General features: G+C 43.4%; 11 protein-coding genes. All 11 read left to right on the top strand.

Annotation, left to right across the window (positions count from 1 at the left end):
• Positions 1-14: 14 nt before the first annotated feature.
• The 11 genes from topA to lpdA all read left to right on the top strand — a co-directional run bounded on the left by topA (position 15) and on the right by lpdA (position 13,156).
• The gene (gene topA / locus H8S88_RS06020; RefSeq protein ID WP_236128149.1) at positions 15-2,102 is read left to right on the top strand and encodes a type I DNA topoisomerase; all 2,088 of its coding nucleotides are present in this window, start codon (positions 15-17) and stop codon (positions 2,100-2,102) included.
• A 107-nt stretch (positions 2,103-2,209) separates the two neighbouring features.
• A complete protein-coding gene (locus H8S88_RS06025; RefSeq protein ID WP_236128150.1) occupies positions 2,210-2,887 on the top strand; it encodes a SatD family protein in 678 nt (225 codons plus the stop codon).
• Positions 2,871-3,575 carry a DUF3307 domain-containing protein gene (locus H8S88_RS06030; protein ID WP_236128151.1) on the top strand — a complete coding sequence of 235 codons (705 nt, stop codon included), beginning with the start codon at positions 2,871-2,873 and terminating at the stop codon, positions 3,573-3,575. The genes H8S88_RS06025 and H8S88_RS06030 overlap by 17 nt, the downstream gene beginning before the upstream one ends.
• 159 nt (positions 3,576-3,734) lie before the next feature.
• On the top strand, positions 3,735-5,069 hold the full coding sequence (trmFO, locus tag H8S88_RS06035; protein ID WP_048715976.1) for a methylenetetrahydrofolate--tRNA-(uracil(54)-C(5))-methyltransferase (FADH(2)-oxidizing) TrmFO: 1,335 nt from the start codon (positions 3,735-3,737) through the stop codon (positions 5,067-5,069).
• A 94-nt stretch (positions 5,070-5,163) separates the two neighbouring features.
• Positions 5,164-5,991 (top strand): alpha/beta hydrolase, encoded by an 828-nt coding sequence (locus H8S88_RS06040; RefSeq protein WP_125336119.1) that lies wholly within the window; start codon positions 5,164-5,166, stop codon positions 5,989-5,991.
• A 39-nt stretch (positions 5,992-6,030) separates the two neighbouring features.
• Positions 6,031-6,771, top strand: coding sequence for an esterase family protein (locus tag H8S88_RS06045; RefSeq protein ID WP_125336118.1), 741 nt, complete (start codon positions 6,031-6,033; stop codon positions 6,769-6,771).
• Between the two features lie 21 nt (positions 6,772-6,792).
• Entirely contained in the window at positions 6,793-7,959 is a 1,167-nt protein-coding gene (locus H8S88_RS06050) for an ATP-grasp domain-containing protein (protein WP_195611186.1), read from the top strand.
• Positions 7,960-8,168: 209 nt separating this feature from the next.
• Positions 8,169-9,137, top strand: a complete 969-nt coding sequence (locus tag H8S88_RS06055; RefSeq protein WP_125336116.1) for a thiamine pyrophosphate-dependent dehydrogenase E1 component subunit alpha — start codon at positions 8,169-8,171, stop codon at positions 9,135-9,137.
• A gap of 16 nt (positions 9,138-9,153) precedes the next feature.
• On the top strand, positions 9,154-10,146 hold the full coding sequence (locus H8S88_RS06060) for an alpha-ketoacid dehydrogenase subunit beta (protein WP_236128152.1): 993 nt from the start codon (positions 9,154-9,156) through the stop codon (positions 10,144-10,146).
• Between the two features lie 220 nt (positions 10,147-10,366).
• The gene (locus H8S88_RS06065) at positions 10,367-11,410 is read left to right on the top strand and encodes a dihydrolipoamide acetyltransferase (protein WP_125336114.1); all 1,044 of its coding nucleotides are present in this window, start codon (positions 10,367-10,369) and stop codon (positions 11,408-11,410) included.
• 39 nt (positions 11,411-11,449) lie between these two features.
• Positions 11,450-13,156: a dihydrolipoyl dehydrogenase gene (lpdA, locus tag H8S88_RS06070; RefSeq protein ID WP_125336113.1), complete on the top strand. Its 1,707-nt coding sequence runs from the start codon at positions 11,450-11,452 to the stop codon at positions 13,154-13,156.
• Positions 13,157-13,182 lie beyond the last annotated feature (26 nt).

The raw sequence follows: 13,182 nt of genomic DNA on the forward strand, positions 1-13,182 counted from the left end.
ATAGAGGTAAAAAAGTGGCTACTAAAACAAAAAAGAAAACCACAACAACTAAAAAGAATTTAGTCATCGTGGAGTCTCCTGCGAAAGCGAAGACGATTGAAAAGTATCTTGGTAGAAATTATAAGGTCATGGCCAGCGTGGGTCATATTCGTGACTTGAAAAAATCTACCATGTCGATTGATTTTGAGAACAATTACGAACCAGAGTACATCAATATTCGCGGAAAAGGTCCTTTGATTAATGATTTGAAAAAAGAGGCTAAAAAAGCCAAACAAGTCTTTCTCGCAAGTGACCCGGACCGTGAAGGAGAAGCTATTTCTTGGCATTTGGCGCATATTCTTCAGTTAGATAAGGAAGATAAGAACCGCGTCGTTTTCAATGAAATTACCAAGGATGCGGTAAAAAATGCCTTTCAAGAACCCCGTAAGATTGATATGGATCTGGTAGATGCTCAACAAGCGCGCCGTGTCTTGGACCGGATTGTTGGGTACTCCATCTCACCAATTCTATGGAAAAAGGTGAAGAAGGGACTTTCGGCTGGTCGGGTGCAATCCGTTGCTCTTAAATTGATTATTGACCGGGAAGAAGAAATCAATGCCTTCCAACCAGAAGAATATTGGACAATTGATGGAACCTTTAAAAAGGGGACCAAGCAATTCCAAGCCAATTTCTATGGAATGAATGGCAAGAAGATGAAGCTTCAAAACCAGGAGGATGTGAAAGCCGTTCTTTCACATCTCGATGGAAAAGAGTATATCGTTGAAAAGGTAGAGAAGAAAGAGCGCAAACGCAATGCGCCGCTTCCTTACACAACTTCTTCCATGCAGATGGACGCAGCCAATAAGATTAACTTCCGTACACGTAAGACCATGATGGTGGCCCAGCAATTGTACGAAGGAATCAATATTGGATCTGGTGTTCAAGGTTTGATCACTTATATGCGTACGGATTCGACTCGGATTAGTCCAGTCGCTCAAAATGAAGCAGCTAGCTTTATCGTTGATCGATTTGGAGACAAGTATTCTAAGCATGGTAGTCGGGTTAAGAATGCTTCTGGTGCTCAAGATGCTCACGAAGCCATTCGTCCTTCTAGTGTCTACAATACGCCTGAGAAAATTGCCAAGTACCTAGACAAGGACCAGCTTAAGCTCTACACCTTGATCTGGAATCGTTTTGTGGCTAGTCAGATGACGGCAGCTGTTTTTGATACCATGAATGTCCGTTTGGGGCAAAATGGGGTCCAATATACAGCAAATGGAAGTCAGGTGAAGTTTGACGGCTATTTGGCGATCTATAATGATTCGGACAAGAATAAGATGCTACCGGACATGGAAGAAGGGGACACCGTCACTCAGGTCAACAGCAAACCTGAACAGCACTTTACCCAACCACCAGCCCGTTATTCTGAAGCGACCTTGATTAAGGCTTTAGAAGAAAATGGTGTTGGTCGTCCTTCAACCTATGCACCGACCATTGAGACCATTCAAAAACGCTATTACGTGAAGCTTGTAGCTAAACGCTTCGAGCCAACCGAATTAGGAGAAATCGTCAATAAACTGATTGTCGAATTCTTCCCAGATATCGTCAATGTAACCTTTACCGCAGAGATGGAAGGGAAACTCGATGATGTCGAACTCGGAAAAGAGCAGTGGCAAAAGGTCATTGATTCCTTCTACCAACCCTTTAAAAAAGAAGTAGCCAAAGCTGAAGAGGAAATGGAGAAAATCCAAATCAAGGATGAGGCTGCTGGATTTGACTGTGAGGTTTGTGGAAGTCCGATGGTTATCAAGTTGGGTCGATTCGGTAAGTTCTTCGCTTGTAGCAATTTCCCTGATTGCCGTCATACGCAAGCCATCGTCAAGGAGATTGGTGTGGAATGTCCAGACTGTCACCAAGGCCAAATCATCGAGCGTAAAACCAAGCGGAATCGTCTCTTCTATGGCTGCAATCGCTACCCAGACTGCGAATTCACCTCTTGGGACAAGCCAATTGGCCGTGATTGTCCAAAATGTGGTCACTACCTAGTTGAGAAAAAAGTTCGTGGTGGCGGTAAGCAAGTCGTATGTAGCAACGGCGACTACGAAGAAGAAAAAGTAAAATAAGATTTTATAATCATGCGATGTCTATTATAACGGCAATTTTAATAAATGTCTGTTATAATAGACATTTTTGTTTTTTTTCGTTATAATAGACACAAGGAGGTGGGCTTATGTATCTTGCTTTGATTGCAGATGTTATTGATTCTAAAATGGTTCAAGAACGTTTTGACCTGCAAAAACAGTTAGAAAAAACGCTTCAAACGATGAATGAACTATTTGGAGAATTCTTAGCATCTAGTTTTACATTGACCCTGGGTGATGAGTTTCAGGCGCTCTTAAAGGTAGATGCTCCGGTTTTTCAAATGATCGATACCCTGCGTTCTTTACTAACTCCTACTCAACTTCGTTTCGGGATTGGTCTCGGGGAGATTGTAACGGATATCGATCCCTTACAAAGTATCGGTGCGGATGGGCCAGCTTATTGGAATGCACGCGCCGCCATCAATCTGGTTCATCAGAAAAATGACTACGGCAATACCCAGATTTATTTTTTAAGTGGGAAGGAAAAGCAAGACTTCTTTGTGAATGCCCTCATCGCTTCCGGGGAAGCCATTCGTTCGGGTTGGCGTGGCAGTCAGGAAGAAATCCTGCTAGATCTTCTTAAGAGATGTGTATATAGTGAGAATTTTAGCCAGCAGGATTTGGCCCAATCGCTGGAGATAAACCCAAGTGCTCTCTCTAAACGGCTGAAAAGTAGTAGTATCCGTGTTTACTTACGGGGGCGAGCAGCAGTACTAGCTAGTATTCAAAGTTTAGCGAAAGGAGAGGCTTATGACCGGATTATCTAGTATCGTAACAAATCCATACTTGCTTCTCTTGTTGAGTTGTCATTTGTTGTCGGATTATTATTTTCAAAGCCAAAAGATGGCGGACCACAAGGACCAGGATAAGAAGGTGCTCGGCCTTCACATTCTGTATGTAGCTCTGCCTCTATTCGTCGTTTCCCTCTGTCATCTGGACTTGTGGTGGATTTGCTGGATTATTTTGTTGACTCATGCTGGAATAGATTTCTTAAAACCGATCGTTCAGAAGCAATTAAATTTACCAACCGGCTGGACTTTTGCCTTGGATCAAGTCTTGCATGTCGGTATCATTAGTTTCTTAGTCCTTTGGGGAGCTAAAAATGGCACAACTTATTTGCCTAGTGATAGTTTAAAGCTAATCTTTTATGTCCTCCTAGTGGGAAAACCGACCAATATCGTCTTTAAAATTCTTTTTGCTAAGTACCAGCCGACGATGGAGGAGAAAATGGATACCATCACTGGGGCTGGTTCCATGATTGGCTTCTTAGAGCGGTTGATTATCGGTGCCTGTCTCGTCTACGGCCAATTTGCTTCTATCGGTCTGGTCTTTACGGCCAAGTCCATCGCCCGCTACAATAAAATTTCGGAGAATCCAGCCTTCGCAGAGTATTATTTAATCGGGTCCTTATTCAGTATCCTATCAGCCCTCTTTGCTGCTTGGTTGTGTCTATAAGAAAACAAATAACAGACTTAGGTCTAAGACAGGAAGGAAAACCCTCCCTGTCTTTTTACTTGGCTTTCTGGTATAATGGACCAAGTAGAAAATTAGAAAGATTTGAGGGTGTCTAACAGTCCAGTGGGGTGTTTGGATACCCAAAGAGGTATTAGTGTCATGTCTCAATCTTATATCAATGTCATCGGTGCGGGGCTTGCTGGCTCGGAAGCAGCTTACCAAATTGCTCAACAGGGAATTCCGGTCAAGCTTTACGAAATGCGGGGAGTTAAATCTACTCCGCAACACAAAACAGACAACTTTGCTGAGTTGGTGTGTTCCAACTCTCTCCGAGGGGATTCTCTAACCAATGCTGTCGGGCTCCTCAAAGAAGAAATGCGTCGTCTGGGGTCTGTTATCCTTGAGGCGGCTGAAGCGACTCGTGTACCAGCTGGTGGAGCATTGGCAGTGGACCGGGAAGGCTTTGCTAGTCGAGTAACGGAAAAGGTATCCCAACACCCGCTCATCGAAGTCATTCGCGATGAAATTACAGAATTGCCGACAGATGCTATCACAGTCGTCGCAACGGGCCCTCTAACCAGCGATGCCTTGGCGGAAAAGATCCACGAGCTCAATGGTGGCGATGGCTTCTATTTCTATGATGCAGCAGCTCCAATCATCGATGTCAATACCGTTGATATGAATAAGGTTTACCTCAAGTCTCGTTATGACAAAGGAGAAGCGGCTTATCTCAACTGTCCCATGACCAAACAGGAGTTTATGGACTTCCATGAGGCTTTGGTGAATGCGGAAGAAGCCCCGCTCAACTCTTTTGAAAAAGAAAAGTATTTCGAAGGTTGTATGCCCATTGAAGTCATGGCCAAACGAGGCATCAAAACCATGCTCTATGGTCCTATGAAACCAGTTGGTCTCGAATATCCAGATGACTACAAAGGACCTCGTGACGGGGAGTTTAAGACCCCTTATGCGGTAGTTCAATTGCGCCAAGACAATGCGGCTGCTAGCCTCTACAATATCGTTGGCTTCCAAACTCACCTTAAATGGGGCGAGCAAAAGCGGGTCTTCCAAATGATTCCAGGTTTGGAAAACGCTGAGTTTGTGAGATATGGCGTCATGCACCGTAATTCTTACATGGACTCTCCAAATCTGCTTGAACAAACTTACCGTTCTAAGAAGCAAGCCAACCTCTTCTTCGCGGGGCAAATGACAGGAGTAGAGGGCTATGTCGAGTCAGCGGCCTCAGGTTTGGTAGCTGGAATCAATGCGGCACGTCTTTTCAAAGGAGAAGAAGCAGCCATTTTCCCAGAAACAACAGCGATCGGAAGTTTGGCTCACTATATTACCCATGCCGACAGCAAGCATTTCCAACCGATGAATGTCAACTTTGGAATTATCAAGGAGCTGGAAGGCCCACGCATTCGGGATAAGAAGGAACGGTATGAGAAAATTGCCGAACGTTCTTTACAAGATCTGGCTACTTTTATTGGAAAATAAAGTCAATCAATGAAAAAGTTTGGAGAAATCCAGACTTTTTCTTCTAAAAATGGTATAATAAATAAAAATTTAGAATATAGAGAGTTTTCTGACAATGAATAAATCCTACTTTTATTTAGAGATGAAGACACACGAGTTGAAAGTGCCTTATACCGGAAAACTCCGTCGTGTGCGAGTCTTATTACCTAAGAATTATGAAACAGATACAGATCGTCGCTACCCTGTGGTTTATTTTCACGATGGTCAAAACGTTTTGTATAGCAAGGAGGCCTATGCGGGTCATTCCTGGAAAGTCATTCCAGCCATCAAGCGAAATCCTGACATTAGTCGCATGATTGTCGTTGCCATTGATAACGATGGTTTGCAACGGATGAACGAATACTCTGCCTGGAAGTATAAGGAGTCCAATATCCCTGGTATGCAATTTGGAGGCAAGGGTGTCGAGTATGGGGAGTTTGTCATGGATGTCGTCAAACCCTTTATCGATCAAGAATATCGAACCCTTGCTGATAGAGAACATACAGCTATGATTGGATCTTCGCTTGGTGGGAATATCACCCAATTCTTGGGCCTAGAGTACCAAGACCAAATTGGTTGTCTGGGAGTCTTCTCCTCTGCTAACTGGTTGCACCAAGAGGCCTTTGACCGCTATATCGAAAGGAAGAAGCTTTATGCAGATCAACGGATCTTCATCTATGTGGGGACTGAAGAAGCTGATGATACGGATAAAACGCTGATGGCGGGAAATATCAAGCAAGCCTATATCGACTCATCCCTTCGTTACTATCACGATGTCATTCAACAAGGAGTGGCTTTGGAAAATATTGCTATTCGGATACAATCTGGGGCTATTCACCACGAAGAAGCCTGGGCTGAGAATCTTCCAGAATGCCTTCGTTTTTTGGCAGAAAAATGGGATTAATAGTCTGTAAATAAAGAAATATAGAGAAATAGGTAACTTATGAATATTGAACATTTAAGCCATTGGAGTGGCCAACTTAACCGCGAAATGTATCTAAACCGCTATGGACATGCAGGGATTCCTGTAGTGGTCTTTGCTTCATCAGGTGGGAGCCATAACGAGTACTATGACTTTGGTATGATTGATGCTTGTGATCAGTTTATCGAAGAAGGTCGGGTTCAATTCTTCACCCTTTCGAGTGTCGATAGTGAAAGCTGGCTTTGTGATTGGAAAAACCCTCATGATCGAGCAGAGATGCACCGTGCTTACGAGCGCTATGTGATTGAAGAAGCCATTCCTTTCATCAAGCACAAAACAGGCTGGTTTGCTCCGATGATGACGACTGGTTGTTCTATGGGAGCCTATCACGCCCTTAATTTCTTCTTGCAACATCCAGATGTCTTCAACAAGGTGATTGCCTTGAGTGGTGTCTATGATGCTCGTTTCTTTGTTGGTGAGTTTGGTGGTGACGAAGCGATTTATCAAAACTCGCCATCTGATTATATTTGGCATCAAAATGACGGCTGGTTTATTGACCGTTACCGTCAGGCGGAAATTGTCATTTGTACCGGTCTTGGAGCTTGGGAACAAGATGGCCTACCATCTTTCTACAAACTAAAAGAAGCCTTTGACCACAAAAATATTCCTGCATGGTTTGCTGAGTGGGGCCATGACGTCGCTCACGATTGGGACTGGTGGCGCAAGCAAATGCCTTATTTCTTAGGTCAGATGTATTTATAAGCTAAAAAGGAGGAGACCTCTATGAATTATCTTGTTATTTCACCTTATTATCCGCAAAACTTTCAACAATTTACCATCGAGCTGGCTAACAAAGGCATTACTGTCTTAGGGATTGGTCAGGAGCCTTATGAACAGTTAGACGAGCCATTGCGCAATAGTTTAACAGAGTATTTCCGAGTTGATAACATGGAAAACTGGGACGAAGTGAAGCGAGCAGTAGCCTTTCTTTTCTACAAACACGGGCCAATCGATCGCATCGAATCCCACAATGAATACTGGTTGGAATTGGATGCAGCGCTTCGTGAACAATTCAATGTCTTCGGTGCCAAACCAAAAGATTTGAAGAAAACCAAGTTTAAATCAGAAATGAAAAAACTCTTCAAGAAAGCTGGAGTCCCAGTCGTTCCGGGTGCAGTGGTCAAAGCCGAAAAAGACATTGACAAGGCTGTGAAGAAGATTGGGTTGCCATTAATCGCCAAGCCTGACAATGGGGTAGGAGCAGCAGCAACCTTCAAGCTTGAAAATGCAGAAGATGTAGACCATTTCAAGGCAGAATGGGATGGCCATACCGAGTACTTCTTTGAGAAATTCGTCACTTCTAGTGAGATTTGTACCTTTGATGGTCTGGTCGATCGCGATGGCAACATTGTCTTCTCAACGACTTTTGACTATGCTTATACGCCACTTGACTTGATGCTCTACAAGATGGACAATTCTTATTATGTCCTAAAAGAGATGGATCCAAAATTGCGTCAATACGGAGAAGCGATTGTTAAAGCTTTTGGCATGAAGGAGCGTTTCTTCCACATTGAGTTCTTCCGTGATGGAGATGACTATATTGCGATTGAGTACAATAATCGTCCTGCAGGTGGCTTCACCATCGACGTCTACAACTATGCTCACTCGATTGATTTGTACCGTGGCTATGCAGCCATCGTAGCCGGAGAACCATTCCCAGCTTCTGAATTTGAGCCACTTTATTGCCTGGCGACTTCACGCCGTGCCAATGCAGCTTATGTCCTTTCAGAGGAAGAAGTCTTGGCCAAATACCAAGATCAGTTCCGCGTGAAGAAAGATATGCCTGCAGCCTTTGCGGAACTTCAAGGGGACTACCTTTACATGTTAACAACGCCAAGTCGTGAAGAGTTAGAACAAATGATTCATGACTTCGGCCAACGCCATCAATAAAATATTCCGATAGGTCTTCCCTATCGGTTTTTTGATTTTCCATAATAAAAAACGACTTTGTGAATCTTTTATATAACAGTTTGGGAATTCATATCTATCAGTATTCTAGACGGATTAGTTTGTGAAAGGAAATGAGCATTTATTTTGACAGTGTTTTCATAGTGAGATAGAATAAAATAGAATGAATAATTGCTTAGAAAGGCGAAATAATGGCAACATTAGATAAAAGTCTCTTATTGGAAATGTTCCGTAAAATGGAAGAAATCCGTCGCATGGACTTAAAAATTGCACAGTTAGTAAAAAAAGGAAAAGTGCCAGGAATGACGCACTTTTCTGTTGGGGAAGAAGCAGCTAACGTTGGAGCGATGTTGGCTTTGAACGATGATGATTTGCTGACATCTAACCACCGTGGACATGGACAAGCCATCGCTAAGGGAATTGATCTGAATGGTATGATGGCAGAAATCCTTGGTAAGTATACGGGTACTTGTAAAGGGAAGGGTGGCTCCATGCATATAGCCGACCTTGATGCTGGTAACCTTGGTGCCAATGGTATCGTCGGTGGTGGTATGGGGATTGCCGTAGGTGCAGCCCTTACTCAACAAATGCATAAGACTGGTAAGATTGTTGTCTGCTTCTTTGGGGACGGCGCAACCAACGAAGGTGTCTTCCACGAAGCGGTAAATATGGCTTCTATTTGGAACCTTCCAGTTATTTTCTACTGTATCAATAACGGTTACGGAATCTCTGCCGATATCAAGAAAATGACAAATGTCAAGCATATCCACGAGCGTAGTGCTGCTTACGGCATTCCTGGAATGTTTATTCCTGATGGAAACAATGTTATTGATGTCTATGAAGGATTCCAAAAAGCTGTTGAACACGTCCGCTCTGGTAAAGGACCTGTCTTGATTGAAAGTGTCACCTATCGTTGGCTTGGTCACTCTTCATCTGACCCTGGCAAATACCGGACCCGTGAAGAAGTCGAAGAGTGGAAGAAGAAAGATCCAATCGAAAACCTTCGCAAGTATATCCTTGAAAATGAGATTGCGAGCGCAGAAGAATTGGATCAGATCCAAGAAGAAGTAAAAGAAGCAGTGGAAGCTTCAGTGAAATTTGCGGAAGAAAGCCCATTCCCTCCACTCGAATCAGCTTTCGAAGATATTTACGCAGACTAAGGGAGAGTAGAGAATTATGGAAACTAAATTAATGTCTTTCCGCGATACCATTATCCTTGCTATGTCTGAGGAAATGCGTCACGACGAAAATGTATTGTTGATGGGGGAAGATGTCGGAGTTTTCGGTGGAGACTTCGGAACTTCAGTAGGAATGCTTGAGGAATTCGGTCCAGAACGTGTCCGTGACTGTCCGATTTCTGAGGCTGCGATTTCAGGTGCGGCAGCAGGGGCAGCCATGACCGGACTTCGCCCAATCGTTGATATGACCTTCATGGATTTCTCAGTAATTGCCATGGATGCTATTGTCAACCAGGCTGCTAAAACTCGCTACATGTTTGGTGGAAAAGGGCAAGTGCCGATGACCGTTCGCTGTGCTGCTGGTAATGGAGTTGGATCTGCAGCTCAACACTCCCAATCTTTGGAATCATGGTTTACTCATATTCCTGGTTTGAAAGTTGTTGCTCCTGGTACGCCAGCGGATATGAAGGGACTGCTTAAGTCTTCTATTCGCGACAACAACCCCGTTATCATTCTTGAATATAAATCAGAATTCAACCAAAAAGGGGAAGTGCCAGTTGATCCAGACTACACGATTCCACTTGGTGTCGGAGAATTCAAACGCGAAGGAACTGACGTCACTGTCGTAACCTACGGAAAAATGCTTCGTCGCGTGATGCAAGCAGCTGAAGAATTGGCAGAAGAAGGCATCTCAGTAGAAGTAGTAGACCCACGGACCTTGGTCCCACTCGATAAAGAGATCATCATTAACTCTGTCAAGAAGACAGGAAAAGTAGTGCTTGTCAATGATGCCCACAAAACAAGTGGCTATATTGGTGAAATTTCAGCTATTATCTCTGAATCAGAAGCATTTGATTACTTGGATGCACCAATCCGCCGTTGTGCGGGGGAAGATGTGCCAATGCCTTACGCACAAAACCTTGAGAATGCAATGATTCCAACAGTTGAAAGCATCAAAGATGCCATTCGTAAAACGTATAACAAAGAATAATACATAACATAAATTATGTAACAACCAATGAATTAGACGAGGAAACTTTGTATCTTTTAAGGTACAAAGTTCTCTGCGTCCTTGATATCTTAGATTAGAGCACGGGCTAAAAGCTCGGAAAAAAGATAAATCTCCTTGACTTCATCGAAGTCTGCGTCGATTTCCTATTTTTCGGTCGCTTTTAAACGCCCTTTGCATCATAAATAGAATAGGAGAGGTCATGGCTGATAATAAGCTAAGAGCGACTCCTGCGGCTAGAAAATTAGCGGATGATCTTGGGATTAACCTCTATGATGTTTCTGGTTCAGGCGCAAACGGTCGTGTCCACAAAGAAGACGTGGAAACATATAAAGACACAAATGTGGTTCGCATTTCACCACTTGCAAAACGAATTGCTTTAGAACACAATATTGCTTGGCAAGAGATCCAAGGAACTGGTCATCGTGGTAAGATCATGAAGAAGGACGTCCTTGCTTTCCTTCCTGAAAATATTGAGAATGAGACCATTAAGTCACCTGCTCAAATTGAGAAAGTCGAAGAAGTTCCTGATAATGTGACACCTTATGGTGAGATCGAGCGGATTCCGATGACTCCAATGCGTAAGGTGATTGCTCAACGGATGGTGGAATCTTACTTGACAGCACCAACCTTTACTTTGAACTATGACGTTGATATGTCTCAAATGTTGGCCCTTCGTAAGAAGGTATTGGATCCAATTATGGAGGCCACTGGCAAGAAAGTCACTGTAACAGATTTGCTTTCTCTAGCAGTGGTTAAGACCTTGATGAAACATCCATACATCAATGCGTCATTAACAGAAGATGGCAAAACCATCATCGCTCACAATTATGTCAACTTAGCGATGGCAGTTGGGATGGACAATGGATTGATGACTCCAGTTGTCTACAATGCTGAAAAGATGACCTTGTCAGAGTTGGTCGTAGCCTTCAAGGATGTTATCGGACGTACCTTGGATGGTAAGCTTGCACCAAGTGAATTGCAAAACTCAACCTTTACTATCAGTAACTTGGGGATGTTTGGCGTTCAATCATTTGGACCGATTATCAACCAACCAAACTCTGCCATCCTTGGAGTTAGTGCAACGGTTGAAAAACCAGTGGTTGTGAATGGTGAAATTGTTATTCGTCCAATCATGAGCTTGGGCTTGACCATTGACCACCGAGTAGTCGATGGGATGGCTGGTGCCAAATTCATGAAAGACTTGAAAGCCTTGATTGAAGACCCGATTTCAATGTTGGTCTAATCAACGAGAGAATAGAAACAAGAAAAAGAGGGAAATAAAATGGCCTTAGAAGTAATTATGCCAAAAGCCGGCGTAGATATGACCGAAGGACAAATCGTTCAGTGGAATAAGAAAGTCGGCGAATTTGTAAAAGAAGGAGAAGTTCTCCTTGAAATCATGACAGACAAAGTCAGCATGGAGTTGGAAGCGGAAGAAGACGGTTATTTGATCGCTATCCTAAAAGGTGATGGAGAAACTGTTCCTGTAACAGAAGTAATCGGTTATCTTGGTGAAGAAGGGGAAAACATCCCAACCGCTGGAGGAGCAGCACCAGAAGCGAGTCCAGCACCAGCTGCAGCAAGTGCTTCAAACGATGATAATAAGAGCGATGACGCTTATGATATCGTAGTGATTGGTGGTGGTCCTGCTGGTTACGTATCTGCTATTAAAGCAGCTCAACTAGGTGGTAAGGTTGCTCTCGTTGAGAAATCTGAACTTGGTGGAACGTGCTTGAACCGCGGATGTATCCCAACTAAGACTTACCTCCACAACGCTGAAATTATCGAAAATATTGGACATGCAGCCAACCGTGGTATTATCATTGAAAATCCAAGTTTCTCAGTAGATATGGATAAACTTTTAGAAACTAAATCTAAAGTTGTTAATACCCTTGTTGGTGGTGTTGCGGGTCTTCTTCGCAGCTACGGTGTGGATGTTCACAAGGGTATCGGTACCATTACGAAAGATAAGAATGTCTTGGTTAATGGTTCTGAATTGCTTGAAACGAAGAAAATCATCCTTGCGGGTGGTTCCAAAGTCAGCAAGATTAACGTTCCTGGTATGGAATCATCCCTTGTCATGACCAGTGATGATATCCTTGAAATGAACAAAGTTCCAGAAAGCCTCGTGATCATCGGTGGCGGGGTTGTCGGTATCGAACTTGGTCAAGCCTTCATGACTTTTGGTTCAAAAGTAACAGTCATCGAAATGATGGACCGCATCGTTCCAGCTATGGATGCGGAAGTATCTAAGAACCTTCGCTTGATCCTTGAACGTAAAGGTATGACAATCTTGACCGATACGAAATTGCAAGAAATCATTGAAGAAGATGGCAAACTCCGTATCAAGGTTGAAGGCAAAGATGATATCATCGCCAACAAAGCCCTTCTTTCAATCGGTCGTGTTCCAGATCTTGAAGGAATCGGTGAAGTCGAGTTTGAATTGGATCGTGGACGGATCAAAGTTAACGAGTACATGGAAACATCTGTACCAGGTATCTATGCGCCAGGTGATATTAACGGTACCAAGATGTTGGCTCACGCTGCCTTCCGTATGGGTGAGGTTGCGGCCGAAAATGCCCTTAAGGGAAATCATGCTGTTGCCAAATTGAACTTGACTCCTGCAGCCATCTACACACTTCCAGAAGTAGCAGCAGTTGGTTTGACTGAAGAACAAGCTCGTGAGAAATACGATGTTCAAATCGGTAAATTTAACTTTGCGGCTAACGGACGTGCGATTGCATCAGATGCAGCTCAAGGTTTTGTTAAGGTTATTGCAGACAAGAAATACGGTGAAGTTCTTGGGGTTCACATCATTGGTCCAGCAGCAGCTGAATTGATCAACGAAGCTTCAACCATCATTGAGATGGAAATCACTGTGGAAGAAATGCTCAAGACCATTCATGGTCACCCAACCTTCTCAGAAGTGATGTACGAAGCCTTTGCGGATGTACTCGGCTTGGCTGTTCACTCACCTAAGAAGAAATAATATTATTTTTTCAACTAAATTTTCTT

It is taken from the genome of Streptococcus sp. GS001 (genome assembly GCF_021595565.1).
GTDB classification, from domain to species: Bacteria; Bacillota; Bacilli; order Lactobacillales; family Streptococcaceae; genus Streptococcus; species Streptococcus xiaochunlingii.

Excerpts from the sequence above, each read along its gene's own strand:
- H8S88_RS06025 (WP_236128150.1), top strand. The coding sequence starts at position 2,210 with ATGTATCTTGCTTTGATTGCAGATGTTATTGATTCTAAAATGGTTCAA.
- H8S88_RS06030 (WP_236128151.1), top strand. The coding sequence starts at position 2,871 with ATGACCGGATTATCTAGTATCGTAACAAATCCATACTTGCTTCTCTTG.
- trmFO (WP_048715976.1), top strand. The coding sequence starts at position 3,735 with ATGTCTCAATCTTATATCAATGTCATCGGTGCGGGGCTTGCTGGCTCG.
- H8S88_RS06040 (WP_125336119.1), top strand. The coding sequence starts at position 5,164 with ATGAATAAATCCTACTTTTATTTAGAGATGAAGACACACGAGTTGAAA.
- H8S88_RS06045 (WP_125336118.1), top strand. The coding sequence starts at position 6,031 with ATGAATATTGAACATTTAAGCCATTGGAGTGGCCAACTTAACCGCGAA.
- H8S88_RS06050 (WP_195611186.1), top strand. The coding sequence starts at position 6,793 with ATGAATTATCTTGTTATTTCACCTTATTATCCGCAAAACTTTCAACAA.
- H8S88_RS06055 (WP_125336116.1), top strand. The coding sequence starts at position 8,169 with ATGGCAACATTAGATAAAAGTCTCTTATTGGAAATGTTCCGTAAAATG.
- H8S88_RS06060 (WP_236128152.1), top strand. The coding sequence starts at position 9,154 with ATGGAAACTAAATTAATGTCTTTCCGCGATACCATTATCCTTGCTATG.
- H8S88_RS06065 (WP_125336114.1), top strand. The coding sequence starts at position 10,367 with ATGGCTGATAATAAGCTAAGAGCGACTCCTGCGGCTAGAAAATTAGCG.
- lpdA (WP_125336113.1), top strand. The coding sequence starts at position 11,450 with ATGGCCTTAGAAGTAATTATGCCAAAAGCCGGCGTAGATATGACCGAA.